21 protein-coding genes and 3 pseudogenes are annotated in these 26,128 nt (G+C 70.3%); 4 read left to right on the top strand and 20 right to left on the bottom strand.

Translation table 11 applies throughout. The annotated features are described in order from the left end of the window. Window positions 1-38: 38 nt before the first annotated feature. The 5 genes and pseudogenes from ACIQ7Q_RS22775 to ACIQ7Q_RS22755 form a co-directional block, all read right to left on the bottom strand. Window positions 39-894: pseudogene (locus ACIQ7Q_RS22775) on the bottom strand (Gfo/Idh/MocA family protein). Between the two features lie 74 nt (window positions 895-968). After that, window positions 969-2,171 (bottom strand): ROK family protein, encoded by a 1,203-nt coding sequence (locus ACIQ7Q_RS22770; protein ID WP_403865022.1) that lies wholly within the window; start codon window positions 2,169-2,171, stop codon window positions 969-971. Window positions 2,172-2,201: 30 nt separating this feature from the next. Continuing rightward, window positions 2,202-3,068 carry a carbohydrate ABC transporter permease gene (locus ACIQ7Q_RS22765; RefSeq protein WP_403865816.1) on the bottom strand — a complete coding sequence of 289 codons (867 nt, stop codon included), beginning with the start codon at window positions 3,066-3,068 and terminating at the stop codon, window positions 2,202-2,204. Further along, complete coding sequence (locus tag ACIQ7Q_RS22760; RefSeq protein WP_403865020.1) at window positions 3,068-4,048, bottom strand: carbohydrate ABC transporter permease; 981 nt, start codon at window positions 4,046-4,048, stop codon at window positions 3,068-3,070. Before ACIQ7Q_RS22760 ends, ACIQ7Q_RS22765 begins: the two co-directional genes overlap by 1 nt. A gap of 52 nt (window positions 4,049-4,100) precedes the next feature. Further along, a complete protein-coding gene (locus ACIQ7Q_RS22755; protein WP_403865017.1) occupies window positions 4,101-5,501 on the bottom strand; it encodes an ABC transporter substrate-binding protein in 1,401 nt (466 codons plus the stop codon). Between the two features lie 126 nt (window positions 5,502-5,627). Here ACIQ7Q_RS22755 and ACIQ7Q_RS22750 point away from each other — a divergent pair. Next, window positions 5,628-6,016, top strand: a pseudogene (locus tag ACIQ7Q_RS22750) (oxidoreductase); the annotation flags it as partial. After that, window positions 5,961-6,236 (top strand): annotated as a pseudogene (locus ACIQ7Q_RS22745) (aminotransferase); the annotation flags it as partial. The pseudogenes ACIQ7Q_RS22750 and ACIQ7Q_RS22745, both read left to right, overlap by 56 nt. 131 nt (window positions 6,237-6,367) lie before the next feature. Here ACIQ7Q_RS22745 and ACIQ7Q_RS22740 read toward each other — a convergent pair. Further along, the gene (locus ACIQ7Q_RS22740; protein ID WP_403865014.1) at window positions 6,368-7,783 is read right to left on the bottom strand and encodes a phytoene desaturase family protein; all 1,416 of its coding nucleotides are present in this window, start codon (window positions 7,781-7,783) and stop codon (window positions 6,368-6,370) included. A gap of 88 nt (window positions 7,784-7,871) precedes the next feature. On the opposite strand from ACIQ7Q_RS22740, the gene ACIQ7Q_RS22735 reads away from it, so the two are divergent. Then, entirely contained in the window at window positions 7,872-8,672 is an 801-nt protein-coding gene (locus ACIQ7Q_RS22735; protein WP_403865011.1) for a nucleotidyltransferase domain-containing protein, read from the top strand. A 682-nt stretch (window positions 8,673-9,354) separates the two neighbouring features. Here the strand turns inward: ACIQ7Q_RS22735 and ACIQ7Q_RS22730 are convergent. The 14 genes from ACIQ7Q_RS22730 to ACIQ7Q_RS22665 all read right to left on the bottom strand — a co-directional run bounded on the left by ACIQ7Q_RS22730 (window position 9,355) and on the right by ACIQ7Q_RS22665 (window position 24,285). After that, a complete protein-coding gene (locus ACIQ7Q_RS22730) occupies window positions 9,355-10,173 on the bottom strand; it encodes an inositol monophosphatase family protein (protein ID WP_403865008.1) in 819 nt (272 codons plus the stop codon). Between the two features lie 41 nt (window positions 10,174-10,214). After that, window positions 10,215-12,002, bottom strand: a complete 1,788-nt coding sequence (locus ACIQ7Q_RS22725; protein ID WP_403865005.1) for a gamma-glutamyltransferase family protein — start codon at window positions 12,000-12,002, stop codon at window positions 10,215-10,217. 233 nt (window positions 12,003-12,235) lie between these two features. After that, window positions 12,236-13,255, bottom strand: a complete 1,020-nt coding sequence (locus ACIQ7Q_RS22720) for a hypothetical protein (protein WP_403865002.1) — start codon at window positions 13,253-13,255, stop codon at window positions 12,236-12,238. A 149-nt stretch (window positions 13,256-13,404) separates the two neighbouring features. After that, the gene (locus ACIQ7Q_RS22715) at window positions 13,405-14,592 is read right to left on the bottom strand and encodes an acetyl-CoA C-acetyltransferase (RefSeq protein ID WP_403864999.1); all 1,188 of its coding nucleotides are present in this window, start codon (window positions 14,590-14,592) and stop codon (window positions 13,405-13,407) included. A 159-nt stretch (window positions 14,593-14,751) separates the two neighbouring features. Further along, window positions 14,752-14,934, bottom strand: coding sequence for a rubredoxin (locus tag ACIQ7Q_RS22710; protein ID WP_251022369.1), 183 nt, complete (start codon window positions 14,932-14,934; stop codon window positions 14,752-14,754). Then, window positions 14,931-15,800, bottom strand: coding sequence for an alpha/beta fold hydrolase (locus ACIQ7Q_RS22705; RefSeq protein ID WP_403864996.1), 870 nt, complete (start codon window positions 15,798-15,800; stop codon window positions 14,931-14,933). The genes ACIQ7Q_RS22710 and ACIQ7Q_RS22705 overlap by 4 nt, the downstream gene beginning before the upstream one ends. Beyond that, complete coding sequence (locus ACIQ7Q_RS22700) at window positions 15,797-16,900, bottom strand: fatty acid desaturase (protein ID WP_403864993.1); 1,104 nt, start codon at window positions 16,898-16,900, stop codon at window positions 15,797-15,799. Before ACIQ7Q_RS22700 ends, ACIQ7Q_RS22705 begins: the two co-directional genes overlap by 4 nt. Before the next feature lie 57 nt (window positions 16,901-16,957). Beyond that, window positions 16,958-17,248 carry an acyl carrier protein gene (locus ACIQ7Q_RS22695; protein ID WP_403864990.1) on the bottom strand — a complete coding sequence of 97 codons (291 nt, stop codon included), beginning with the start codon at window positions 17,246-17,248 and terminating at the stop codon, window positions 16,958-16,960. A 43-nt stretch (window positions 17,249-17,291) separates the two neighbouring features. Then, window positions 17,292-18,254, bottom strand: a complete 963-nt coding sequence (locus ACIQ7Q_RS22690; RefSeq protein ID WP_403864987.1) for an acyl-CoA desaturase — start codon at window positions 18,252-18,254, stop codon at window positions 17,292-17,294. A 3-nt stretch (window positions 18,255-18,257) separates the two neighbouring features. Continuing rightward, window positions 18,258-19,226 (bottom strand): acyl-CoA desaturase, encoded by a 969-nt coding sequence (locus ACIQ7Q_RS22685; protein ID WP_403864984.1) that lies wholly within the window; start codon window positions 19,224-19,226, stop codon window positions 18,258-18,260. Continuing rightward, on the bottom strand, window positions 19,223-20,989 hold the full coding sequence (locus ACIQ7Q_RS22680) for a fatty acyl-AMP ligase (protein ID WP_403864981.1): 1,767 nt from the start codon (window positions 20,987-20,989) through the stop codon (window positions 19,223-19,225). Before ACIQ7Q_RS22680 ends, ACIQ7Q_RS22685 begins: the two co-directional genes overlap by 4 nt. A 73-nt stretch (window positions 20,990-21,062) precedes the next feature. Further along, complete coding sequence (locus ACIQ7Q_RS22675) at window positions 21,063-21,860, bottom strand: thioesterase family protein (RefSeq protein WP_403864978.1); 798 nt, start codon at window positions 21,858-21,860, stop codon at window positions 21,063-21,065. 196 nt (window positions 21,861-22,056) lie between these two features. Continuing rightward, window positions 22,057-22,983, bottom strand: coding sequence for an alpha/beta fold hydrolase (locus ACIQ7Q_RS22670; RefSeq protein ID WP_403864974.1), 927 nt, complete (start codon window positions 22,981-22,983; stop codon window positions 22,057-22,059). Between the two features lie 69 nt (window positions 22,984-23,052). Next, window positions 23,053-24,285 (bottom strand): cytochrome P450, encoded by a 1,233-nt coding sequence (locus ACIQ7Q_RS22665; RefSeq protein WP_403864971.1) that lies wholly within the window; start codon window positions 24,283-24,285, stop codon window positions 23,053-23,055. A 316-nt stretch (window positions 24,286-24,601) separates the two neighbouring features. On the opposite strand from ACIQ7Q_RS22665, the gene ACIQ7Q_RS22660 reads away from it, so the two are divergent. Continuing rightward, window positions 24,602-26,035, top strand: coding sequence for a DHA2 family efflux MFS transporter permease subunit (locus tag ACIQ7Q_RS22660; RefSeq protein WP_403864968.1), 1,434 nt, complete (start codon window positions 24,602-24,604; stop codon window positions 26,033-26,035). The last annotated feature ends 93 nt before the right edge of the window (window positions 26,036-26,128 follow it).

Here is a 26,128-nt window from a genome sequence, read left to right as displayed (position 1 = left end):
CCGGCTGCCGGTGGCCCGACGGGGGCGACACGGCCCCCTCACGCGTCGTCCAGTGCCCCCGCCATCAGCTCCTGGAGCCGCAGGCCCCGGGCGGCGCGTCCACCTCGGCCGGGAGTCCCGAGCGGACCGCTCGGGCGAACTCCCGCCGCAGCACCGGCCGGCACTCCTCGTGGTCGATGTCCGCCGTGTCGTACACGAGCTCGTCCCCGTGCCCGAAGAGCTCGATGCGTGTCCGGGCGCGCGGCAGGCGGACCGAGCCGGAGAGGGACGCCTGGCTGATCGCGCCGTTGGTGTGCTCGCAGGTCAGCTCGATCCATCGACGCGGGTCACCGGCGCCCCGTATGCGTGCGATCGGGCCGACCGCCGTGTCGAGGAGGTCGAGAAGATGCGGGCCGACGTCCAGCAGCGCACCGTGCTCCAGTCGCCATGAGGTCGCGAACTCGCCGCCCAGGAAGGCCCCGTGGAGGAAGCACGACCGGGCACCCGTCACCTCCAGCTCCGCGGCCAGTCGCAGGAACCGGCGGGTCTGCGGGTGACAGCGCTTGGTCAGCACCAGCTTGGAGACGACACCTGCCTCGGCAACGGCGTCGGCCACCTTCCGGGCGGCGGCCAGTCCGGCCCCAGCGGCTTCTCCAGCAGCAGGGCCTTCCCGGCCCGCGCGGCGATCGGCGCCAGCTCGGCCTGCACCGCCGGAGGTACGGCGAAGGCCACCGCCTCGCACCGCTCGAGGAGGTCGGAGAGGGATACGGCCGCCATCGCGCCGTGGGAGTGCGCGAGTCCCTCGGCGGCCGTCGCACGGCGTGCCCATACGGCAGTGAGCTCGGTCTCGGGACCGGTCGCGAGCATCCGGGCATGCATCGCCCGCGCCCACGGCCCGGCGCCCACAAGTCCCATTCGTACCGGCGCGCCGGTCCATGCTGCGGCTTCCTGCACAGGAGCGGAAGGGGCGGGCCGCGGCAGTGGACGGTTCACGGTGTCTCTCCGAGTTCTGCGAGACGGGCGTCGGTCCGGTCGGGCGCGTACAGGTGCTCCACCACCATCGCGGCGGCGCCGGCGAGGCCGGCGCGGTCACCGAGGGTGGAGGTGACCACCTGCAGGTGGGCGGTGGTGCGCGGCATGGCGCGCTGGTAGAGGAGTTCGCGCACTCCGGTGACGAACGGCGTGGAGGCCAGATCGCCGGCGATCATCAGCACGCCGGGGTTGAGCAGGGTGACGACGGTGACCAGTACTTCACCGACCCGTCGGCCGGCCTGTCTGGCGAGCCGCACGGCGTCCGGTTGCCCCGCCGCGAGATGTTCCCGTACGCCGGGGCCGGAAGCGGTGGGCAGCCCTTGGGCGGTGAGTTCGTCCGCGAGCGCGCCGCCGCCCGCGACTGCGCCGAGACAGCCGTACGAGCCGCAGCCGCACAGCGCGTCGTGCCGGTCGTGCAGCCGGATGTGGCCGATGTCGCCGGCGCCGCCGTCGATGCCGCGGTAGATCCGGCCGCCGATCACCACGCCGGCGCCGATGCCGGTGGACGCCTTGACCAGGAGGAAGGCCTTGCAGTCGGGGAAGCTGTGGCGCTGTTCGCCGTAGGCCATGAGATTGGCGTCGTTGTCGACCAGGACGGGCAGAGTTCCGGCGGCCACCCCGCCGACATGGGTCGCGAACGCTTCGCCGAGGCGCTCGGCGATCGGGAAGCGGTCCCAGCGCGGCATCAGCGGCGGCTGGACGACCTGTCCGATCTCGAAGTCGACGGGGCCGGCGACGGAGAGACCGATGCCGCACACCTTGTCCGGGCCTGTTGACGTTTTGGCGAGCAGGGGGCCGAAGCCACGCGCCAGCTGGTCGAGTAGGGCCTCGGGTCCTTCCTCCAGGACGATCGGCGCCGTGTGCTCCGCCAGGACGTTCCCCGCGAGGTCGAGGACGGCCGAGCGGGCGTGCCGCGGCTCCAGGTCCGCGGCGAGCACAACGGCGTGCGAGACGTCGAACTCCAGCCGCGCGGAGGGCCGTCCGCCGGTGGACGTGCCCGTCGCCGCGCGCAGCCAGCCGGCCTTGAACAGCTGGTCCAGCCGGTGCCCGACGGTGGACCGGGAGAGCCCGGTCGCGTGCTGGAGCTCACCGCGGGTGGTCGCCTCACCGCTGCGGATGAGCCGGAGCAGGTGACCGGCGCTCGCCTGGTTGCCTGTCATCGTCGATCCCCGTTCAACTTCTCGTGCATGTCAGCCCTTGTCCGCGCCGCTGGTCAGGCCCTCTGTGAGGAGGCGCTCCGCGGCGAAGAACAGCAGTACCACGGGGATGGTGAGCACCACGGACCCGGCCATCAGCACGGTCTTGGACACCTCTACGCCGTTGGCCAGTTGCTGCAGTCCGAGGGAGACCGTCCACCGGTCCGGCTCTGCGGCAAGGAAGAGCAGGGCGAACAGGAACTCGTTCCACGCGATCATGAAGATGTAGAGCCCGGTGGCCATGAGGGACGGCAGAGCCAGCGGCAGGACGACCTTGCGTACGGTCTGGAGCCGAGTACAGCCGTCGAGAGCCGCCGCTTCCTCGATGCTGTACGGGATGGTGAGGAAGTAGTTCTTCAGCATGTAGATCGATACCGGCACGGTCTGGGCGATGTACACGATCGCGAGGCCGACCAGGCTGCCCTGGAGTCCGATCTTCGCGAACATCACGAACAGCGGGACCGCGAGGAGGGTGGCGGGGAAGAGGTAGACCGCCAGGAACAGCGCGCCCACCTTGCGGTTGCCGAAGAACTTCAGTCGGCTGATGGCGTACGCCCCGGGCACGGCGGCGGCGAGGGTCAGCACGACCGTACCGAGCGAGACGGCCGCCGAGTTGAACAGCATCCCGAGCAGGCCCTGGCCGCCCTCGGCGGTCGGCGCCAGGACGTTCTGGTAGGTCGCCAGCGTGAGGTCCTTGGCGGAGACCCAGAGGGATCCCGGGTCCAGCAGGAGGGCGTCGATGGGCTTCAGCGACAGCAGCGCCATGTAGTAGAAGGGCGCGATCGTGACGACGGCCAGGAAGGCGATCACGACCCACCGGAGACCTCCGAAGAGCCTCTCCTCGAACTGTGTGCGGCTCATCATGAGGCTTCCTCCTCGACCTTCTTGGCGAAGAACGTGAAGTAGAGGCCCAGCAGGACCATGAGGATCGCGGCCAGGACGAGGGCCTGCGCCGCCGCTGCCCCCACGTCGTAGCGCGAGGTGAGGAAGTCGTACACGCGCACGGCGACGACCTCCGTGCCGGCTCCGCCGCCGGTGAGCAGGTAGACGTCGTCGAACTTGTTGAACGTCATGATGAAACGCAGTACCGACAGCAGGGCGATGACCGGCATGAGTTGCGGCAGCAGCACGTACCGGAAGCGTTGGCTGGGGGTTGCCCCGTCGACCTTCGCGGCTTCCTCGATCCCGTCCGGGACGGCCTGCAGCCGTGCGAGGAGGAAGAGGAAGGCGAACGGGAAGTACCGCCACGTCTCGAAGGCGATGACGGTCAGCAGTGCCAGCGGAAGGTCGAAGTGCGCGCCGAACAGGCTGACTTCGTAGCTCCGGGCGGAGAGGAAGGCGATCGGGCGGTCCCAGCCCAGCAGCCGTGCGCCCCATTCGTTGACGATGCCGTACTGCGGGCTGAGCGCCACCTCCCAGACGAACGCGACGGCCACGACCGGCGCGACGTAGGGCAGCAGCATCGAGCCGCGCATCAGCCCGCGGCCGCGGAAGGGCCGCCGCAGCGCGAGCGCCGCGACCAGTCCGAGCAACAGGGAGCCGGCGGTGGAACCCACGGTGTAGACGAGCGTGGTGCCGAGGCTGGTCCAGAAGCCGGGTGAGCCGAAGACCTTGTCGAAGTTCTCCAGGGACCAGTTGCCGAAGAGGCTCATCTGCTGGATGTCGACGAGTTTCGCGTACTGAAAGGCGAGCAGCACGGTCCACAGGATGGGAACGACCACGACGACCAGCACCACGAGGAACGTGGGCGAGACGAAGGCAAGTCCGGCCCGGTTCTCCCGTTCGCTGACGGTCGGCGGGCTCTTCCGGCGGGTCGTCGTGCCGGTCTCTGCTGTGCTCATGGAGTACGTACCTCAGAGGGAAAGGGCGGGCGGGCGGCTGGTGGCGGCCCGGCTACCGCAGGGACTCCTGCAGGGCGGCGACTTCGTCTTGGGCCTCTCGGGCCGCTTCGGCGGGCGAGATCTGCCCGCCGGTCATGGCGCCGATCGCCTTCGGCACCGGAAGCTCTCCATTGGTGGCGCCGACGAGCGCTCCCTCGCCCTGGGCGATGCCCCAGCGCTGCATGTCGGACACGCCTGCGATGAGCTGGTCGAGCAGTTCGCGCGGGTAGACCTCGTCCATCGGCCGGCGTTCGTCGACGCCCAGACTGCTGGCTCGCCAGGCACGCTGGTACTTGGACGTGTCGTCGGGGGTCCCGGTGCGGACGGGGATCTTGCCTTCCGGCGCCATCCCGAACCAGTCCTCGTACCCCTTGCTCATCATGTATTCGACGAACGTCCGGGAGGCGCCGGTCTCGGCGGTCCTGGTGACGGCCCAGGAGGTGACCTCGCCGAGCTGCGTCGGCTCCTTGCCGTCCGGGCCCTTCATGGCGGTGACCAGTCCGGTGTTGCGGGCGAGGAAACCGGGGTCCTTCTTGCACTCCGGGCAGCTGGGCAGGGCGTCCTTGCGCAGGCCGGCGAGTTCGTCGAGCAGGAAGCTGGACCAGCCGAGCATGGCGGACTGGCCGGAGAAGTAGGTGGCGCGGGTGGAGTCGACGTTCTGGGAGCCCGGCGGTCCAAAGCCGCGGGCCAGCTTGTCGTAGGTGTCGAAGGAGGTGCGGCAGGCCGGGGAGTCGAGGCGGACGGCGCCCTGGTCGTCGACCAGCCGGCAGTCGTTGCCGACGGCGAAGCCCTCGAAGGTCTGCTGGGTGAGGATGTCCGCCGGGTCGGTGGCGAGCGAGATTCCGCTGCGGCCGTCCTTGTCGAGCGCCCGCGCCGCCTTCAGCACACCTTCGTATGTGTCGGGGGCGGGCAGGCCCTCCTTTTCCAGGAGGTCCTTGCGGAAGGCGAGGAGCGCCAGCCAGGCGTCGGAGGGCACGCCGAGGCGCTTGTCGCCGTCGGAGGTGAAGTCGAGGGCTGTGGCGTCGAAGGTCTTCCTGCCGAGGCGTTCGACGATCTCGGTGGAGACCTCGGTGTTCAGCAGGTCGTTGCTGTACATCTGCCAGACCTGGCCCATGGGGGCGGCCGCGAGCACGTCGGGCAGCCGGCCGGCCGCGGCGGCGGACATGATCAGCTGCGGCAGCTGGTTCTCGTCGACGCCGACGAGCTCCACCTCCACCCCGGTCTCTTCCGTGAACCGGTCGAGGATCTTTTCCGTGGCCGCCATCCGGGGAGGCAGATTCTCCTGCGTCCAGACCAGGATCCGGTTGTCCGGCGCCGCGGCGTCTCCGGTCGAGCAGCCTGCCAGCAAGCCGGCACTGAGCACGGTGGCCAGTCCCACAGCGATCGTCCTTGACCGCCGAGCCTTTGTTCGCATGCAGGGTGTCCTCACGACTTTCGTTCCTTCGCGCTGCACCTAACCGGGACTTTTGCTTGTCGACAAGACGCATCTCGAAGATATCTTCGACGTAAGTCGAGCACCTCCCCTCCCTCGGATCACTCTGTGGAACGCGTTGTCCAGTTCACCGGCCCTCGACAGCTCGAAGTCGCCGAGCACGCACGAGCGTCGCTACCCCCTGGCCACCTGCGGGCGCGGACTCACTTTTCGGGCATTTCATCGGGTACGGAACTGACAGCTTATAGAGGGACAAATCCTTATCCGACCCGTACGTGGACGCGGAGGCCAGGATCTTCCGGGACGGCTCGGCGGGCACCGAGTACCCCGTCGCAGGGTGGCGCTACTCCGAGGTCGGCGAGGTCACCGAGGTCTCCCCCGATCTCGTCGGCACGCCCGGCGTCCCGGTCCTCGGCGATCTGGTCTGCGGGATCTGGGGCCACCGCAGCGAGGGCATCCCGCCCCTACCACCCGCTCACCTACCACCGGGGGTCGATCTGGCCGCACGACAACGCCGTGATCGCGCTCGGGCTCGCCCAGACCCGTGCGGTGGCCGGCGGGCTGGTGGAAGCCGCAGCCCGGCACGGGTGGCGACTGCCGGAGGCGCTGGCCGGTTACGACAGGGGAGACCATCCGTCCCCGGTGCCGTACCCGCACTCCTGCTCGCCGCAGGCATGGGCGGCGGCGACGCCGCTCGCGCTGCCCACCGCCCTGGGCCTCGCTGCCCGAGGGTGCGAGTCCGCCGGCGTGTGCCGACGGCTCGCTGCCGGACGCGGGCCAGGATCCCTCTCGCGTCGCACCGGACACCCGTACGTCCCGTCCAGTGCCCTCGCGCGGCTGAGCGGGGCTCAGCGCGCCCGCAGCCGACGCCAGACCGCCTTCGCGGCGTGATGGCCCGACATGCCGTGGACTCCCGGGCCCGGCGGTGTCGCCGAGGAACAGAGGAAGACGGCCGGGTGCGCGGTGGCGTAGGGGACACGGGCCAGCTTGGGGCGGATGACGCTCTGCAGTCCCGCGAATGCGCCGCACGCGATGTCGCCGCCCACGTAGTTGGCGTTGCGCGCGGCGAGTTGGGGCGGGCCGGCGACGGCGCGTGCCAGCACCAGATCGCGGAAGCCCGGTGCGAAACGCTCCAGTTGACGCTCGATCACCTCGGTCGCGTCGCCCTCCCAGCCGGCGGGCACATGGCCGTACGCCCACAGGACGTGCTTGCCCTCGGGTGCTCTGGTCGGGTCGATCACGCTCGGCTGGGCGGTGATCAGGAAGGGGACCTCGGGGGCGCGGCCGGCGACCGCCGCGCCGAGGGCGCTCTCGATCTCGCGCGCGGTGGGGCCGATGTGGACGGTGCCTGCCGTGCGGGCAGCCGCCGCCGTCCACGGCATCGGTCCCGACAGCGCGTAGTCGATCTTGAAGGCGGAGGCGCCGTACTTGTAGCGCCAGTACGCCTGGCCGAGACCGGCGATCCTGGCGAGCGCGGTGGGTGAGGTGTCGAAGACGTACGCCCGAGCCGGGGGCAGCTCGTCGAGCCGCCTGACCGGGGTACCGGTGTGGATGGTGCCGCCCTGTTCACGCAGGTAGGACGCGAGCGCGTCGGAGATCGCCTGTGACCCTCCGCGCGGCATCGGCCAGCCCACCTCGTGCGCGGCCAGCGCGAAGAGCAGCGCGATGCCGCCGGTGGCCAGGCCGCTGGTGGGGGCGATGGCGTGGGCGGCGAGTCCGGCAAGCAGGCCGCGCGCCTTCTGGCCGCGGAAGCGGCGGGAGAGCATGCTCGCGGGTCGGATCGCGTCGAGGCCGAAGCGGACGAAGCGGTACGGGTCGCGCGGGAGCCCGTCCCAGGGGGTGCGCAGGAAGTCCGCGGCGAGGCTGTCCCAGTGGCCGAGGTACGGGGCGACCAACCGGCGGTACGCCCCGGCATCGGCCGCGCCGAATGACATGGCGGTCGCGCCGACCGAACGGCTGAGCACCGCCGCCGTCCCGTCCGGGAAGGGGTGGGCGAGGGGCAGTTCGGGATGCAGCCAGGTCAGGCCGTGCCGGTCGAGCGGCATGTCGGTGAAGGCGGGCGAGCCGATACCGAGCGGGTGGACGGCGGAACACGGGTCGTGGCGGAAGCCGGGGAGGGTCAGTTCCTCGGTCTTCGCGCCACCGCCGACGGTGTCCGTGGCCTCGTAGACGGCAACCGAGAAGCCGCGGCGGGCCAGTTCGACCGCGGCTGTCAGCCCGTTGGGGCCCGCTCCCACGACGACGGCATCGAGCATCGACGGCACCTTCGGACTCCTTTGTCAGCCGACGGCCAAGAGACACAAGGATATTCCCGGGCAGCGACATCGCGGGGCGGGGTACCTTCCCGTCGCTATGAACAACACGATCGAAGACATGGCGGCACGGCTCACCCGCGTACGCGGGGTCCGTGCGGTCGCGCTCGGCGGCAGCCGGGCGCGTGGGGCGCACAGGCCCGACTCCGACTGGGATCTCGGCGTCTACTACCGGGGGGACCTGGATGTCGCCGCTTTGACGGCGCTGGCGTCCGAGGCGACCGGCGGCCGGGTGGAGGTGGCCGGGCCCGGCGGCTGGGGGCCGTGGGTCAACGGGGGCGCGTGGCTGTCGGTGGACGGCGTGCAGGTGGACTGGATCCTGCGGGACCTGGACCGCGTCGAGCGGGTATGGGCCGAATGCCTGGCGGGGCGGTTCGAGACAGGAATACAGCCGGGGCACCCGCTCGGTTTCTGGTCGCCCGCGTACCCCGGCGAGGTGGCCCTGTGCAAGGTGCTGGCCGACCCGGCGGGCGAGTTGACGAGACTGCGGCAGCAGACGCAGAAGTACCCGGAGCCGCTGCGCCGAGCGCTGGTGGACGCGGCGTGGGAGGCGGAGTTCTCGGTCGTGGCCGCGACCAAGTCGGCGAGAGCGTGTCCGGTGGACACGCTGCACGTGTCGCTGTGCCTGTCGCGGGCGTTCGGTGTGCTGGTGCAGGCGCTCCACGCGCACCACCGGGTGTGGTGCCTCAACGAGAAGGGCGCGCTGGCAGCCGCCGCGGCGTTCCCCGGCGCCCCGGTGGACTTCGCCGCGCGCGTGTCGGCGTCGCTGGCCGGCCTGGACGCGGCCGCGGTGGAGTCGGCGGGTGAACTGGTCCGCGAGGTACGGGCCGGGTTGGACTGAGCCTGCCCGTGGACACGGAAGCCTCCCCGGGCCGGGGCCTGATGGGGGGAGCGCCACCCCGTGCCGGCATTCCGACGGAAGCCTCCCTGGGCCGGGCCCTGGGTGGCAGGTGCCGGCCCCTCCGGCGCGGGAGCCTCCCGTGCCGGGGGGCCACTCCGGCGAAAGCCTTTCCCGCCGGGTCCCTGGTGGCGGGAGCCTCCTGCGCCGAGGGCCACTCGGGCGGAAGCCCCCGGGCCGGTCCCAGGGTGCCGGTTACCTCCCTGGGCGGGGCACATGGTGGCGGGAGCGCCCCGTGCCGGCATTCCAGCGGAAGCCTCTCCGGGCACGGCCACGGGCAACGGGCCCGGGGAGCGGTTGCCTCCCTGGGCCGCGCGCATGGTGGCGGGAGCCTCCCGTGCCGGGGGCCATACCGGCCGAAGCCTTCCCGGCCCGGGTCCCTGGTGGCGGGAGCGCCGCCCCGTGCCGGCATTCCCACGGAAGCCTCCCCCGGGCCGGGCCCAGGGTGCCGATTGCCTCCCCGGGCCGGGCCCGGAGTGGCAGAGCCTCCCGTGCCGGGGGGCATACCGGCGGAAGCCGTCCCGCCCAGGTCCCTGGTGGCAGGACCCTCCTGCGCCGGGGGCCAGTCCAGCGGAAGCCCCCGGCGCGGGCCCGTGGTGGCGGAGCCTCCGCGCCGGGGGCTGCCTCAGCTGAGCAGTTCGCGTATCCGGCGGGCCGTGGCCTCGTCGCGTGCCGCCGTGAACGGGAGGGCGTTGCCGCCGGTGATCCGGAACGGCTCACCCGCGAGCGTCAGATGCGCGCCGCCCGCCTCCGTGACCAGGAGCAGTCCGGCCGCGTGGTCCCAGGGCAGTTCCCAGGAGAACGCGACCGCGTCGAGGTCTCCTCGCGCGACGCCCAGGTACTCCAGGCCCGCCGAGCCGCAGGGCCTGGCGTCGACGCCGGGCACGGCGAGTCCGAGCAGCGCGCGCTTCTGCTCCGGGGTCGTGTAGTCGGGATGGGACATGGCGACCCGGAGCTCCGCGTCCGGGGCGGGCGAACCGGACCGTACCGGCGCGCCGTTCAGCGTGGCGCCCGCCCCCCGAACGGCGACCGCCATCTCCTCCAGCACCGGTGCGTACGTCCAGGAGGCGAGGACCTCGCCGTGCAGGGCGAGCGCGACGAGTGTGCAGAAACCGGCCTCGCCGCGGACGAACTGCCGGGTGCCGTCGACCGGGTCGACGATCCACACCGGTGGGTCGCCGTGCAGCCCGTCGGCGTCGGCCGGGTCCGCGTGCACCCCTTCCTCGCCGACGACGACGGAGCCCGGCAGCAGCGCCGTGAGCGATGCGGCCAGGTGCTCCTCGGCGAGCCGGTCGGCGATCGTGACGAGGTCGTGCGGGCCGGTCTTCTCGTCGACCTCGTGCGCGGCGAGTCGGCGGTGGCGCGGCATGATCTCGGTGGCCGCCGCCTTGCGGACGGCCTCCTCGACGTCGGACAGATCACCGGTCAGAAAATCATCGATCATGTCCCAAGACAATCACGCCCCGCCGACATCGCGGGAGGCGCTCAGCGCCCCACCGCGTAACCCTGCATTCCCCGGGGGTTCGCCGCCGCGGACAGGACGCCGGTGCGCGGGTTCCTGGCGACCGCGCAGAGCCGGCCTTCCGACCAGGGCTCGCCAACGGTGACGTCGTGGCCGCGGTGGCGCAGGTCCGCGACGACTTCGGGGGCCGTGCGCGCCTCGACCGTGACGCTGCCGGGCCGCATGCCGCGCGGGTAGAAGGACCCGGGAAAGGCGTCGTTGTGCCAGTTGGGGGCGTCGATCGCGCCTTGGAGGTCGTAGTCGCCGCGGACCTGCGGGCGCAGGGCGACGGCGAGGAAGAAGTGCAGCTGCCACTGGTCCTGCTGATCGCCGCCGGGCGTGCCGAAGGCCATCACGGGCACACCGTCGCGCAGCGCCAGCGAGGGGCTCAGGGTGGTGCGGGGGCGCCGGCCCGGGGTGAGGGAGTTGGGCAGGCCGGGCGCGAGCCACGCCATCTGCAGGCGGGTGCCCAGCGGGAAGCCGAGGTCGGGCACGACAGGGTTGGACTGCAGCCAGCCGCCACTGGGGGTCGCCGCGACCATGTTGCCCCAGCGGTCGACGATGTCGAGGTGGCAGGTGTCGCCCTGTACCGCGCCGTCCCGCGCCACGGTCGGCTCCCCCGCTCCTGCCGCGCCCAGGGCGGGCGCATCGCCGAGGACGTCGGTGGCGCGGGGGCTGAGGACGGGTGTCCGGCCGCCGGGGCTGCCGGGCCGCAGCTCGTACGAGGCCTTCTCGCCGATGAGCCCTCGGCGGGCGGTGTTGTACGGCTCGGACAGCAGGTCCTCGAGCGGGACCTCGGCCGCGTCGCCGTACCAGGCCTCCCGGTCGGCCATGGCGAGTTTGCAGCCCTCGATCAGCAGGTGGACGTACTCCGCCGAGCCGTAGGCGGGCAGCTCCGGCGGGAGCAGAGCGAGCTGCTGCAGGAACGCCGGCCCCTGGCTCCAGCCGCCTGCCTTGCACAGGGTCCAGCCGTTCCAGTCGTACGTCGCCGGTGCCTCGTACCCGGCGGACCAGCCTGCCAGGTCCTTTTCCGTGAGGGTGCCGGTGTGGCGTGTGCCGCTGGTGTCCATGGTGGGGCGCCCTGACTGGCGGACCAGGGCCTCCGCAATGAAGCCGCTCCGCCACACCTCGCGGGCGGCCTCGATCTGCCCCTCCCGGTCGGGCGCGGCGGCCTCCGCTTCGGCGATGAGCCGTCGCCAGGTGGCGGCGAGGGCCGGGTTGCGCAGCAGTTCGCCCGGTACGGGGGCCCGGCCACCGGGCAGGTACACGTCGGCGGACGAGGTCCACTCGGTCTCGAAGAGGTCCCGCACGGTTTCCACGGTCCGGCCGATCCGCTCGACGGGCGGGTGCCCGTCTTCGGCGTACCCGATGGCGTGAGCGAGCACTTCGGAGAGGGACCGGGTGCCGTAGTCGCGCAGCAGGAGCATCCAGGCGTCGAACGCGCCGGGCACGGCGGCCGCCAACGGGCCGGTCCCGGGGACGAGTTCGAGGCCGAGTGAACGGTAGTGGGCGATGGTCGCCCCGGCGGGCGCGACGCCCTGCCCGCACAGCACCCGCACCTCGCCTCCGGCCGGTGCGACGACGACCGGGACCTCCCCGGCGGGCCCGCACAGATGCGGCTCGACGACATGGAGCACGAACCCGGCGGCGACGGCGGCGTCGTACGCGTTGCCGCCCCGCTCGAGGACGGCCATCGCGGACTGCGAGGCGAGCCAGTGCGTCGACGAGACCATCCCGAAAGTGCCCTGGAGCGTCGGCCGGGTCGTGAACATATGGCCTTCTCACCTCGCTGTTGTGCGCGTCGGCCATCCCGGCCGGCGCCCGGGGCCGGTCTTGGGGGAGAAGGGAGGCTGAGCCAGGGGCTCTCCTTCCGCCAATCCCCCAGCAGGCTACCGATCCTGCTGCACCCCTTCGCCCACGCCGTCGCACCATGCCCCGGCACCGGCACCGGCACCGGCCCCGACCCCGGCCCGAGGGTGGCGTAGTGGCCGAAGGCGCGGGCCGGTCACAGCCGGCCGAGGCGGAACACGGAACGACCCGATGCCCGGGGCGCCGCGCCCGCCAGCCAAAGGCCCCCCTCGGTTGCGTAGACGCCGGTGGTGGCGCAGGCGAGGGTGACCCGGTACGGCGTGGCATCGCCGCCCAGCTCCACATGGAAAGAAGCAGTGGACCTGTCGGCGCTCGCCGTGGCGGCCTCTGTGTTGCACGGCAGTGGAGCCAGTTCGGTGTTCAGCCCGAACACCACACCGGTCACCGTGCGGTACGCCTCGTTCTGCCCGAACAGCTCCGCGAGCGCTGCCGCTGCCGCGTCCGAACCGCTCTCGACGGACTTCAGCCCGAGCACCGTGCCCGCTTCGACGGTGAGCACCATGGGATAGGAGACCAGCGGGGTCAGCCGTTCGTACAAGCGTTGCCGTCCGCGCGGGGCACCACCGACCACGGGTCGCCCCTTGACGGTGACTTTTCCGGTCAGCGGCGTGCCGCAGGTGGTGGAGCGGACCGGCATCCGGCCGATCGGAGCCATCTGCACGCCGCCCGTCACCGTGGCCGACGGCGGTGTGCCGTGCCCGTCCAGTGCCGCCACCGAGCCGGTGAGCGGTTCGTGGAGGGTCAGTCCGCCCGGGTCCCGCAATGCCGAGAGCAGCCGGCGGCCTTGGTGCGCCGTCGCGTCCGGACGGGTGCGCTCCATGGCCGTCAACAGGCGGCGCAGCCGCTCCTGGGCAAGTGGACCCTCGCAGAGCCGTGCGCCCACCACGACCCGGGACCGCCCTACGGCTTCGGGCGGTGCGGACAGCAGACCGTCCTGGGTGGCGAGGACCAGCACGTCGGACTCCGCGGGCACCTCTGTGGCGAGCAGCGCCGCCAGCGAGGCGGACGGCTCCGCGGGAATCAGGGACGGCTCCGCGCCGCCGGGGCCGCGCCCCGCGATCCTGATGCCCCGAGCCCAGGGCTTTTCGACGATGACGGTGAAGTGCTTGCCACCCACCGGGTACGGGGCCAGGACCTCGGGGCGTACGACGATCACTGATGGGCCTTCCACTGTCCGGGTCGGTTGGAGAGGAAAGAGCGAGGACGGATCGGCAGGCCGTTCTCTTCCGTGCGGCCGCTCCGTGCAGCCGCTCCGTGCAGCCGCACCCGGGCGCCTTACGGAAGGGAGCCGCGCCGAGGGACGTTTCAGGGAGCCGACGAGTGGATCACCAGCGCGCTGCCCTGGCCTCCGCCGCCGCACATCGAGGCGACCGCCGTACCGCCGCCTCGGCGACCCAGCGCGTGGGCGAGGTGGAGCACCAGCCGGGCCCCGGATGCGGCCAGCGGGTGGCCCAGCGCGATCGCCCCGCCGTCGGCGTTGACGATGTCGTCGGGGAGTTCGAGCTTGGCCATGGAGACGACGCCGACCGAGGCGAAGGCCTCGTTGATCTCCACCAGGTCGAGGGCACCGACGCCGATGCCCTCCTTGGCGAGAGCGGCGCTGATGGCGTTGGCCGGCTGCTCGTGCAGGCTCGGGTCGGGACCGGCGACCGTGCCGTGCGCGCCGATTTCGGCGATCCACTCCAGTCCGAGCTCCTCGGCCTTGCGCCTGCTGCACACCACGACCGCCGCCGCACCGTCGGACAGGGGTGACGAGGTGCCGGCGGTGATGGTGCCGGACGGGCTGAAGGACGGGCGCAGCTTGCCGAGGATCTCCTCCGTGGTGTCGGGACGCAGCGACTCGTCGTGCTCGAAGAGCACCGGGCCGCCCTTCCGGCGTGTCACGGACACCGGAACGATCTCCTCGGCCAGGGCGCCCGCGTTCACCGCGGCGGCCGCCTTGCGGTGCGAGGCGGCGGCGAAGGCGTCCTGCTCCTTTCGGCTGACGCCGTAGCGGGTGTTGTACCGGTCGGTCGCGCTGCCCATGACGACGTCGTCGAAGGAGCAGAACAGCCCGTCCAGCTCCATGCTGTCGGCCAGCGGCGTCTCGCCGTACTTGATGCCGGCGCGTGCCTTCGGCAGGACGTGCGGGGCCTGCGTCATCGACTCCTGTCCGCCGGCCACGACCAGGTCGAACTCACCGGCGCGGATGAGCTGATCGGCGAGGGCCACCGCCTCCAGCCCGGAGAGGCAGACCTTGTTGACGGTCAGTGCGGGCACTCCCATCGGGATGCCCGCCGACACCGCCGCCTGCCGGGCGGGGTTCTGGCCGGCGCCCGCGGTGATCACCTGGCCCATGATCGTGTACTGCACCTGGTCCGGCCGGACTCCGGACCGCTCCAGGGCCGCGCGGATCGCCACGGCGCCCAGCTGGGCTGCCGAGAAGTCCTTCAGGGAGCCGAGCAGCTTCCCCATGGGGGTCCTTGCTCCCCCCAGAATCACCGAACGTGCCATGTTTTCCTCCGATTGAGGGGTGTGGAGGCTGATTCATCGACTTCGTCGAAGATGCCCATCAGTAACGTCGGCGTCGTGCCATGTGAGCAATGACGCGACGTGGAGTGGCAGGAGCCGAGCGGGCGTACCGGCCGGCAGCGGGCACGGGGAGGCGCGCGGTCACAGCTCCTCCATGACGAAGTCGGCCTTGGCCGCGCCACAGTCGGGGCACTCCCAGTCGTCGGGGATGTCCTCCCAGCGGGTGCCGGGCGGAAATCCCTCCTCGGGAAGCCCCAGTTCCTCGTAGTAGACCCAGCCGCAGAGGAGACACATCCACGCCCGCTTGCCGGACCGGTCGCTCATACGATTCCTTCTCTGTCCCTGTTCATGTGCCCGGCGACGAAGCCGGAGACGGTGGCGATCACGTCCTTCGACATGAGGATGCCCATGTGCCCGGTCCCCGGCTTGCTCACCAGCGTTGCGTCCTTCAGCCCCGCGCTGACGGCCACCGCGTCGGAGTACGGCACCATCGGGTCCTCGGGGTCGTGCACGACCAGCACCGGCCGGTCGAAGGAGGCGCCGAGCCCGACCACGTCCCAGTGGCTGACCGGCACGCCGTTTCGGCGGTGCAGCTCGCCGTGGACGCCCTCCACCACAGCGGGCGTCAGCCGCAGGCCGGCACCGTCCCACCGGTCCAGGACACCGCCCAGCGTGCAGGCCGGAGCGATGAGGACAGCGCAGTCGAGCGGCTTTTCTGCCCGCTCCACGGCCGCACCGATCGCCGCGATGCCGCCCAGTGAGTGCGCCACGACGACGCGTACGTCGCCGAGCGTGTCCAGTACGGCGCCGACCGCCCGGGTGTACTGCGTCATGGTCGCCCGGGTCCCGTCGCGGACCCCGTGGGCAGGGCCGTCGAAGGCCGCCACCCGGAAGCCGAGGTCGCGCAGCGGAGGGACGAGCGAATGCATGCTGCTGCTGTCCGCGGCCCAGCCGTGCACGAGCAGCGCGGTACCCTCGGCCGCCTCGTCGCCGCCCCACAGAAAGCCGCTCGGCACGTCGGCGTTGCCTGCGACGGTGAACCGGTCGGCCCCGAGGGGCAGCACGTTGTCCGGGCGCAGGCCGAGGGTGCGCGTACTGCTGAACACATCGGTGGCCCACCGCACACCCGCTCTCGGAGCCAGCGCCCCGAGAGCGGTGTGGGCGAACCTGCGCAGCAGGGGCGCCGTCACCGGGTTCCTTCGGCGCCCACGGGGGCGGGCTTCTCCGGTGCCACCTTGCTCCGTGACAGATCCGAGTAGTAGCCGGACTCCGTGTCGTAGAAGTGCAGATGACGGACGATGCGCCACATCTGCCCGAACGTGAACCTGCGTTCTCTCACCAGGCCCGGATACTGCTGCTTGAGCATCTCCTGCGCCTTGGGCAGGTTGTAGTACGGCACCACCGGGGCCACATGATGCGCTGTATGGATCGAGATGTTGTGCGTGAGGAACAGCAGCCACTTCGGATAGGCGTAGTCCGTGGTGACCAGCAGCCGGCTGGCGTTGCGCGTCCAGTACTCGGCCGTCAGGTACGGCACGTCGCTGGCACTGTGATGCATGAGCGTGGTGGCGCTGAACCAGGCGTGGGTGGCCAGCCAGGGGGCGACGAAGTAGAGCAACAGTCCCGGGACACCGGCGAAGTACACCAGCGCCGCCAGGTACGGGACGGCGACAGCGGCGACGAACGCCATCGAACGCCGTACCTCGCGCCGCTGCCCTGCCTTCGGGAAGAACCCCGGGCGGAACCCGGACTCCACCCAGTAGTTGACCGTGCCGCCCCAGAACGCCCAGGTACGGGTCGAGATGTACACGGCCTTGCCCCACAGGGACATCCTGTCGAACATGCCGGCCGGAAGGGGGCGCCAGTCCGTGTCGAGTTCAAGGTGGTTGGTGCTGCTGTGATGCATATTGTGAACATGCCGCCAGGCGTGGAACGGATAAATCAGCGGCAGCAGCGAGATGTGCCCGATCGCGTAATTGAGCTTGCGGGAACGTGAGAAGGAACCGTGACCGCAGTCGTGCGCGATGCAGTGCAGTCCCCAGCCGCCCAGGCCGGCCACGATCCACAGAGGCAGCCAGAGCGCCCAGTGGGGAGCCCAGGCCACACCCACGATCGCGCCCGCGTAGAGCAGCCAGCTGACGATGAAGCCGGCCATGCCCCGGCCTACGCGCGGCTCGAAGTACTCCTTCGGTATCGCGCTCGCGAGGCGTTCACCCTCGATCTGCTCGGCCTGGGCAAGAAACGTCCGGAAGTTTTCGTCCGGTGCCGAAGGGAAGTCAAATGCACCCATGTCGTCTCCTTCGTGAGAACGGTCGGTGCCAGTGGTCCAACGAGGGGCACGGGAGGTTCAGGCGGTGATCCTGAGCTCCTTGGCCAGGTACTGGCTCAGGGCGTCGATGGACTGGTACTCGTAGAGCAGGCCGGGCGAGAGGCGGCGCTCGACGATCTTCTCGAGGGCTCCTGACACCTGGACCGCCACCCGGGAGTCGAGTCCGTAGGACTCGAACGTCTTCCGGGTGTCGATGGTGTCCCGCGGGATCTCGGCGTGGACCGCCAGATAGTCGGTGAGCCACTGCTTGAGCGACTCCTCCGTCAGCGGCCCCTGGGGGTGCGGCACTGTCTTCTTCCTCTTGAACACCTTTACGCTCCTGCCTGGTTGGTGCCGAGTGGGCGCGGCTCGGTCAAGCCGCTGCCCGTGCCTGTTTCTTGCGCTTGGCGATGGTCTCCTTGTCGGGTTCCCGCAGACTCCACACGACGCGGAGTTTGCCGAGGCCCGCGAGCAGCCACCCGCTCAGGTCGGGCTCCCACCAGGTGACGCCGTGCCGGTAGGAACCGGGGAATGCGTGGTGGTTGTTCTGCAGCCCTTCACCGAAGGTGAAGACCGCGACAGGCCAGTTGTTGGCGCTGCGGTCCTCGTTGTCGAAGGGGCGTCCGCCGAAGGCGTGGCAGATCGATCCGACGCACCACGCAGCCTGGTTGGCGACGAAGATGCGCGACAGGCCGCCGAAGACCAGACCGGTCAGTGCGGACATCGCGGTCTGCTCGATCGCGAAGCCGATGACGGCCGGGAGCAGCAGGCCGCTGATCACCCACAGCGGGTAGGTGCGGTGGTAGTACATCAGCCGCCGGCTGCGCAGCACGTCGGGGCCGAAGACGGACCACTTGGTGGTCTCCGCGCTGAGCATCCACGGCATGTGCGCGTACCAGAGACCGCGCATGCGGGCCTTGAGGTCCCACCCGTGCAGGTTGGGTGAGTGCGGGTCACCCTCCCGGTCGCTGAACCGGTGGTGCCTGCGGTGTGTGGTGACCCAGAACATCAGCGGGCCCTGGGCTCCCATGGAGCCCGTGATCATCATGATGCCCTCGAACACGGCCGATGTCTTGAACGCCTTGTGAGCGAGATAGCGGTGGAATCCGACCGTGATGCCGAACATGTGGACGAAGTACATCACGCCGAACAACCACAGGTCCGTCGCGGTGAACTGCCCGCTCCACAGGAAGTAGATCGCCGCCGCGGCGCCGATGAGCGGCAGCGTCATGGTGGTCAGCGCGGAGAATCGCTTGATCCGCAGACTGACGGGGTCGAGTGTGACGACGGCGTTCGCGACGGCGCTGGGGGTGGTGGCCGAGATGGCCGATGACATCGCTCAGCTCCTCTTCTCTTCCGCGGGTATGCGCTGCTCATCGCTGCGCATGCGGTCGGGATAGCGCGCGTCGGAGACCAGACCGAGCACCTCGAGGGCGCGGATGACGGCGCCCGTCGGGTCGATCTGCCACAGTCCGTGCCGGTTGTGAGCCAACGCGGGACGCGCATGGTGGTTGTTGTGCCAGGAGCCGCCCACGGACAGCGCAGCGAGCGGTGCAACGTTTCTGCTGTTGTCCCTTGTGCGATACGGACGGTTTCCCAGCGTGTGGCCGATCGAGTTCACTCCCCATGTCACATGGTCGAGGAGGAAGATCCGGGCCAGGCCGCCCCAGAGGAGGCCGCCGACGGCACCGCGCACGGTGCCGCCGCCGAGCAGCCAGCCGAGCATCGCCGGAAGGGCGAGTCCGGCCAGCACCCAGACGAGGTAGTACTGATTGAGCCGCATGACCAGCCGGTCCCGTACGAGGTCCGAGGCGCGCTTGCTCCAGTTCTGGCGGCGCACGGTGAACAGCCAGCCGACATGGCCGTGCCAGAACCCGCGCAGCTTGGAAACCCGCCCCGGCCCGAGCGCCCGGGGCGAATGCGGATCGCCGTCCCGGTCGGTGAAGGCGTGGTGCTGACGGTGGATCGCGACCCAGAAGATGACCGGTCCCTGAGCCGCCATGCTGCCGGTGATTCCCCAGAAGGCGGTCATGGCCGGCCCGGCGGAGAAGGAACGGTGGGAGAAGAACCGGTGGAAGCCGCCCTCGACTCCGAGTGATGTGATCAGGTACATGACCACCAAGAGCAGGCCGTCGTACCAGGTGAACCCGTACCGCAAGGAGAAGACGACGGCCGCCGCCATGCCAAGGGTGGGCACTCCCACGGTGATCCAGGCGAGCCTGCGCGCGGCCAGGTCGACACCGCCCGCCGTCGTCTCCGCCGTGTCCCCGGCGGGCACCGCCCCGGCTCCTGTACCGGCGGCGCTCATGCGACGACCACCTGGTCGGCCACGCGGGACGTCGGGAATGTCTTGAGGCTTCGCGAAAGGTAGGCGTCCCGTGTTGCTCTGCGCCGGATCTTTCCGCTGGTGGTCATCAGGACCGTACCCGGCGGGCCGATGTGGATGCCGGCCGGCCGGACGCCGTGGTCTCCCGTCACCGCCGCGGTCACCAGCTCCCTCAGCCGGCTCTCCTCGGCCGCGAACTCGCGGCCCGTGCCGCGGTACTCGGCAACGACCACGACTTCCTCCTCGTCGTGTGCTGTGCTGCGCACAGAGAACGCGGCCGATCTGCGCAGCCCATCGTGGGCCTGCAGAACCGACGCCTCTATGTCCTGGGGATGGAGGTTGCGGCCACTGATGACGATCAGATCCTTCAGCCGTCCCGTGACGAACAGTTCCCCGTCGAGCAGGAAGCCCAGATCTCCGGTACGCAGGTACTCGGGGCCGTCTCCCCGTCCTTGAGGGCGTGCGCCGAACGTGCTCTTCGTCAGGTCCGGCCGGTTGAGGTAGCCGGTGGCCACGTTGGGTCCGGTGACCCACAGCTCCCCTGCTCCGCCGGGCGGCACCGGACGTCCGGACTCCGGGTCGACGACGATGACGTCGTGGCCGTCCGCGATCACGCCGCAGCTGACCACACCCACCGCCTCGTCGGCGTCCATGCTGCCGCTCCTGCGTACCTCGCCGCGCTCCAGCGCCTCCTTGCTCAGCCACTCGGTCCGGATCGCGGAGCTGCGCTCGGGCTTGCCGGACACGAACAGAGTGGCCTCTGCGAGTCCGTAACAGGGGATGACCGAGGCGACGTCGAAGCCGCAGGCCGGTCCGAAGCGCCCCCGGAACCGCTCGAGGGTCGCGCCGGACACCGGTTCGCTTCCGCAGAAGACCTGGCGCAAGGAGCTCAGGTCGAGCGTTGCGAGCTCCTCGTCGCCGACGGCCGTGGCACACAGGTCGAAGGCGAAGTTCGGTCCGACGGTGATGGTGACCCGGTGGTCGCTGATCGCCTTGAGCCAGCGGTACGGATCCTGGACGAAGTGAACCGGAGACATCATGACGAGCGGCCATCCCCCGTGCACGGCCAGCATGATGGTGCCCATCAGCCCCATGTCGTGGTACGGGGGCAGCCAGGAGCAGCCGATCCGGTCCTCCTCGAAGCCCATGTGGGTGTCGAGGACCCGGCAGTTGCTCACCAGGTTGTCATGGGTGAGAACGATCCCCTTGGGGTCTCCGGTGGAGCCAGAGCTGTACTGGAGCAGGGCCGGATCGACGGCCCGCAACGGTACGCCGACCCGGGTCCGGCTCACGTAGAAGTCCTCATCGGGGAAGATCCACTGCGGCCTCTCCGGAAGGCCGGGCAACTGATCGTGGAACTGGTCCACTTGGCCGGAGAACCGCGCATGGGTCAGCACCGCTCGGGGGGTGCAGTCCTCCACGATGGACAAGAAGCGCGCCATGGCGCGTCGCCCGAAGGGCGGGAAAGAGGGTACGGCGGTGCATCCGGCCCGGAGGATACCGAACAGCCCCGCCACGTAGTCGAGTCCGGGATCGAGAGCCAGCACCACTCGCCCGCTGTCGAGGCCGCTCTCGTGCAGCCGGACGGCGACCGCCTCTACGCGGTCGGCGAGTTCGCGGTAGCTCCAGTCGACGAGGTGCTCGCTCGTTCCGTCGGGGAGGAATCGGAAGGCGAGCCGATCGGGCGTTTCCCGGGCCCGCTGGTCGAGGATGTGCACCAGCGATGCCCCGGAGGAAGGATCCAATGCGGAGAGATCCAACGGTTCCACAGCTAACGGCCTCTCAGGGTTGGTTCTCTGTCGAAACGTGCGCGTCGCCTCAGCCTGCGCGGACCACCCGGAGCTGGTGGGCCGTGGCCAGGTGTGTTCCGTCCGGGCCCCAGGCGTCCAACTGCTCGTCGATCCAGCCACCGGCGGACGCGGCGAGCGTCCTGGCCCGCAGGAGGATCCACGGGGAGGAGGCGGTTGCCAGCCCCGCAGCGGGCCTCACGGTCAGCTCGACGGTGGGCACCAGGACGAGCTGGGAGAGGACGGCCGCGTAGGAGGGAGCGAGCGCGTCCATGAGGAAGACGGAGCGCAGTACGTCCGGCGGGTCGTCGTCCTCCAGGAGGCGTACCCATGCGATGAGTTCCGGCTCCGGTCCGCCGGCGTACGGGCGAGCCGGTCCCACCGGCCGGATTTCCATGCTGGTGGAGATGGGCACGAACTCCGGGGGGATGGCGAACACTTCGCAGTCCTGCGGCGGCGGGGCGACGGGCGCGCTCGGCGCGAAAGGCTGCCAGGCGGCCTCACCCGGCACTCCGTAGACCGCTGATGCCTCGATGTGCGGGCCCTTGGCGCTCCTTGCCGTGGCAGACACGGCGGCGGTGGTCCTGCCTGAGCGGATGAGGGAACTTGCAACGGTGAAACCGGACTCGATCGGACGGTCGAAGCGCCCGGTGATACTCTGCAACTCGAGACCGGGCACATGCGACTGCGTCGCGGAGGCCAGCAGGGCGAGAGCGAGCCCGCCGTGAAATCCACCGAACCCCTGTAGATGATTTTTCGCTTCGATCCAGCCGTCAGCCGGCTTTCCCAGTAATGCTCCCGGTGCGTTTGCGTCGTGGGTACTCAGCATGTACCCAACAGTAGCCTCTCCGGGGCTCATTCGGCAGGCATATCTTCGTGTGACAGGTGCCACAACAGCGGGATCATTGGCCGGTCATGCACTGAATGAAATATTCCGGCGAACGGCGTCTTAACATTCCGAGTTCAGGTGCGGCCAAGACCATGCCGACACCGGTCGGCCGTGACCGACGGGAATCGCGCCCCGGTCAGCCGAAGAATTCGATGAACTCCGATATGACGGCCTCCGGCTGCTCCTCCACCAGATAGTTCCGGGTGTCCTTGACCTCGGCCACACGCACATCGGTCCCCTGAGTGGGCAGCACCTTCTGCATGTACTCGAAGAAGCCGCCGTATGCGAGCCCCAGCATGGGCACGGTCACCTTGCCGTACCCACGGAAGTCGTCGATGTCCTGCTGATACGCCTGGAACCAGGCCTGACTCGCACGGATGGCCTCCGACGAGTCGTACGCGCGGGCGTAGACGTCACGGTCACGTGAGGTGATGGCATCGGGGTTCACCAGACTGAGGCCGAACATGTAGTCGATCATGTGGCGATACCGGCCGGCCAGCACCTTTTCCGGGAATTCGGGCACCAGGTTGAAGGCGAGCCACCAGCGGTGCGGTCCCGGATCGGTGGGCCGAGGCATGATACGGAATTCGTGGTAGTTCTCGTCGATGTGAGTTGTATTCAGCATCGCCAGCTTCACGGTGGCCGACGGATGGTTGACGGCATGACTGAATGCAACCATGGAGCCGATCCCATGACCGGCGACATTAATGCGATCGTAACCGAGATGACCGGCCAGGGCGTGAATGTCCTCGGCCATCGACTTCTTGTCGTACCCGGCGGCGGGCTTGCTGGATCCTCCCATTCCGCGCATGTCGACGGCGATCACATGGAAACGCTCGGCCAGCGCCGGCATGACCTTTCGGTATTCCCACCACGTCTCCGGCCAGCCGGGCAGCAGAACCAAGGGCTCTCCCTGCCCACCGGCCACATAGTGAAGCCGGACCCCGTTGACATCGGCGTGTGCACTCGTGAAGTCTCCGTCCAGGGAGGCCGCGAGTTCCAGGTCGCCGGACGGCGTGTTGGTCGACATATGCATTCCTCTCACTTCGGCGGCCGGCTCCACCGCGGTCCTCCGCTGCGCGTACGCCGCGGCGTGTGCCCCCAGCGGGCCGGCCGTGGAAACAGGCTCGGGTCAGCCGGCCGTGACGAGCAGTCGGTCGTGCCCCCGCTGCACGATCTGGTCGCGGAACGTGGGCGGGCCGACCAGGGCCATGGCGGGCAGTCGGTTCAGCAGCCTTGGCACCGCAGTCTCTGCGGACATCCGGGCCAGCGCCGCCCCGAGGCAGTAATGGGCACCGCCGCTGAAGGTCAGCGGCTGGTTGTCCGGCCGTGACGGGTCGAAGGCGCCGGGGTCGGTGAAGCGTCGCGGGTCGCGGTTGCCCGCGGCGATGAGCAGAGTCAGCGGGACTCCGGCGGCGACCTTCACCCCGAAGAAGTCCATGTCCCTCGCGGCGACCCGGTTGAGCGCCTGCACCGCCGGGTCGAAGCGGAGCGTCTCGTCGACGAATCCGGCGGCCGAGTGCGGGTCCCCGCACAGCCGGGCCCGCTCCACGGGGTGCTCCAGGGCGAGCCGCACCATGTTGCTGAGCAGGTCCTGCGGCGCCTCGGCGGCGGCGACGAGCAGCAGCATCAGGTTGGCGACCAGCTCCTCCTCCGTCAGCTCGCCCTCGGCGTCACGGGCCTTGACGAAAGCGCTGGTCAAGTCGGGGCCGGGGGCCGCGCGACGCCGGACGACCAGGTCGTGGAAGTACCCCGCCAGACGGTCCATGGCGCCGTCGCCCGGGACCAGCTGGGCCAGGTCACCGATGGGCTCCAGGGCCAGCGTGATGTCACCGACGATGCCGCGCAGCCCCGCATGGTCCTTGTCGGGGATGCCGAGCAGTTCGCCGATGACGCCCGTGGCCATGCGGAACGTGAACTCGGGTACCAGGTCCACCGTTTCGCCACCGGCGCCGAGCGCGGCGACGTTGCTCACGGCGTCCTCGGCCCGGCGCTCCACCATCGGCTGCCATGCCGCCACGCTCCGGGCGGAGAAGGCGCTACTGAAGAAGCGCCGGTGGCGTTCGTGGTCCGGGTCGTTGGAGAACAGCATGTTCTTCGTCAACCAGTACCACGAGGAGTGCTCGCGCCAGCCGGGCAACTTCACGTCTTGGACGGCCGCGTCGGTCGACAGCAGATGCGGGTCTCGCAGGGCACGGGCGCACTCGGCGTGGCCGGTGACGAAGACGTGAACACCGCCCACGTCGACCACCGGTCCATGGGCGCGCATCTCCTCGTACAAGGGGTACGGGTCCTGTTTGCCCGCGGGCGCCAGGAGACGGCCCATCACATCGAGCGGATCGGCCAGGGTTTCGGTAGGACTCACTCTCACTCCGGGTGTTCGGTTCGAACCGTTGGGTCCGTGCGAGTGGTACAAGACGCGGGCCAAGGCGCCCTTCTGGAGATCGGCAGGAGGTCCACGGCACAGCGACTCACGGCCGCCCCCCGAGTGGGTCGGATAATCCAACCTTCATGGCGGAGCGACCATAACAACGCCGATTCAGGGCTGGCAACCCCCCTTTCACCAGGCGCAGTTGAGCGTTGCGTCACAGGCACTCCAGGGTGGTTGCGGCGCTCGATCGCCCGTTGCTACGTTCGCCAACCAGGTCAGTTGGAATTCCGAACCCAGTGACGGGAAGAACATGAGCCTCCCCGACGAACAGACCACCGCCGCCCCCACCTCTACGGGACCGCGACCACAGCTCGGCCCGGTCTTCGCCGTCATCGCGGCCGGTGTGGCCATGGCCAACCTCGACGTGTTCATCGTCAACGTGGCCCTCCCCGACATCGGCCGCGAGTTCTCCGGTTCTTCGCTCGCGTCGCTGTCCTGGGTGCTCAACGCGTACGCCGTGGTCTTCGCCGCGCTGCTGGTGCCGGCGGGCAACTTCGCCGACCGCACCAGCCCACGGGTCGCCTATCTCGCGGGCATCGTGGTGTTCACCGTGGCCTCCGCGCTGTGTGCGCTGTCGCCCGGTGTCTGGTTCCTGGTGGCCGCCCGCGTAGTGCAGGCGATCGGCGCGGCCATGCTCATCCCCTCGTCGCTCGGCCTGCTCCTGGCCACCGCTCCGCCCGAGCGCCGGGTCTCCTCCGTCCGCGCCTGGACGGCCATCAGCGGCGTGGCCAGCGCCCTCGGCCCCGTCGCGGGCGGCCTGCTCACCGAGCTGGACTGGCGCTGGGTGTTCCTGGTGAACGTGCCGATCGGCCTCGCCGCTCTGATCGTCGGCGTGCGTGTGCTGCCGCGCGTACCGGCCCGGGATCTGCCGCGGCCGGACCTGCTGGGTGCGGGCGGGCTGACCATCGCCATCGCGGCCCTCGCGCTCGGCCTGGTCAAGGGCGAGGACTGGGGCTGGACCTCTGCGTCGTTCCTCGGATCGATGGCCGTCGCGGTCGTACTGCCGGCGTGGTTCGTTGCGCGCTCCGCACGGCACAGGTCGCCGGTGCTTCCGCTCCCTCTGCTGAGGATCCCGGGGTTCAGCCCGGCCTCGCTCGCCAACGTCCTGTTCGCGGTGGCCTTCGCAGCCATGCTGCTCTCGGCCGTGCTGTGGTGCCAGGACGTCTGGCACTGGTCGGCGCTCAAGACGGGACTGGCGATCTTCCCCGGCACGCTGCTACCGCCCGTACTGGCCGTCAGCATCGGCCCTCTCGCCCGCAAGATCGGCGCCGGTCCGATCGCGGTTGCCGGCTGCGCCGTGTTCGCGGCTGGCATCGGCTGGTGGTACGTGCAGATGGAGCCCGGCGCGGACTATGTGACCGGGATGCTGCCGGGCATGCTGCTCACCGGCGTCGGGGTCGGCCTGACTCTGCCGACCCTGATCACCGCTGCCGTCACGGCGCTGCCACCGCAGAGCTTTTCGACCGGCTCGGGCGTGGTCACGATGGCACGCCAAGTCGGCACGGTGCTCGGCATCGCGCTGCTCGTCGCCGCCATGGGCACGCCGCGCGACACCACCGAGGCTCTGGCCGCCTTCGACAACGGCTGGCTGATGACCCTGCTGGCGACCGGGGCCGCTGCGGTGGCCGGTCTCTTCCTCGGTCTGACGGGCCGTGCACCGCGGACCGCCGCCGGGCAGTCGTGACACCCGACGCAGGCGGCACGCCGCCGTTCCTGCCCCGTTGCGTCTCTACGGGCCGGGCGGGTGCGGTCCCCACTCACCACGTTCCATGTTCCA

The organism is Streptomyces sp. NPDC096176, assembly GCF_044763255.1.
Lineage (GTDB): Bacteria > Actinomycetota > Actinomycetes > Streptomycetales > Streptomycetaceae > Streptomyces.
The sequence above is the reverse complement of the archived record's forward strand: the minus strand, read 5'-3'. Positions and strand labels throughout refer to the sequence as shown.

Bases quoted from the DNA above. Each gene is read 5' to 3' on its own strand.
- ACIQ7Q_RS22770 (WP_403865022.1), bottom strand. From the start codon at position 2,171: ATGACAGGCAACCAGGCGAGCGCCGGTCACCTGCTCCGGCTCATCCGC.
- ACIQ7Q_RS22765 (WP_403865816.1), bottom strand. From the start codon at position 3,068: ATGAGCCGCACACAGTTCGAGGAGAGGCTCTTCGGAGGTCTCCGGTGG.
- ACIQ7Q_RS22760 (WP_403865020.1), bottom strand. From the start codon at position 4,048: ATGAGCACAGCAGAGACCGGCACGACGACCCGCCGGAAGAGCCCGCCG.
- ACIQ7Q_RS22755 (WP_403865017.1), bottom strand. From the start codon at position 5,501: ATGCGAACAAAGGCTCGGCGGTCAAGGACGATCGCTGTGGGACTGGCC.
- ACIQ7Q_RS22735 (WP_403865011.1), top strand. From the start codon at position 7,872: ATGAACAACACGATCGAAGACATGGCGGCACGGCTCACCCGCGTACGC.
- ACIQ7Q_RS22730 (WP_403865008.1), bottom strand. From the start codon at position 10,173: ATGATCGATGATTTTCTGACCGGTGATCTGTCCGACGTCGAGGAGGCC.
- ACIQ7Q_RS22725 (WP_403865005.1), bottom strand. From the start codon at position 12,002: ATGTTCACGACCCGGCCGACGCTCCAGGGCACTTTCGGGATGGTCTCG.
- ACIQ7Q_RS22715 (WP_403864999.1), bottom strand. From the start codon at position 14,592: ATGGCACGTTCGGTGATTCTGGGGGGAGCAAGGACCCCCATGGGGAAG.
- ACIQ7Q_RS22710 (WP_251022369.1), bottom strand. From the start codon at position 14,934: ATGAGCGACCGGTCCGGCAAGCGGGCGTGGATGTGTCTCCTCTGCGGC.
- ACIQ7Q_RS22700 (WP_403864993.1), bottom strand. From the start codon at position 16,900: ATGGGTGCATTTGACTTCCCTTCGGCACCGGACGAAAACTTCCGGACG.
- ACIQ7Q_RS22690 (WP_403864987.1), bottom strand. From the start codon at position 18,254: ATGTCATCGGCCATCTCGGCCACCACCCCCAGCGCCGTCGCGAACGCC.
- ACIQ7Q_RS22685 (WP_403864984.1), bottom strand. From the start codon at position 19,226: ATGAGCGCCGCCGGTACAGGAGCCGGGGCGGTGCCCGCCGGGGACACG.
- ACIQ7Q_RS22675 (WP_403864978.1), bottom strand. From the start codon at position 21,860: ATGCTGAGTACCCACGACGCAAACGCACCGGGAGCATTACTGGGAAAG.
- ACIQ7Q_RS22660 (WP_403864968.1), top strand. From the start codon at position 24,602: ATGAGCCTCCCCGACGAACAGACCACCGCCGCCCCCACCTCTACGGGA.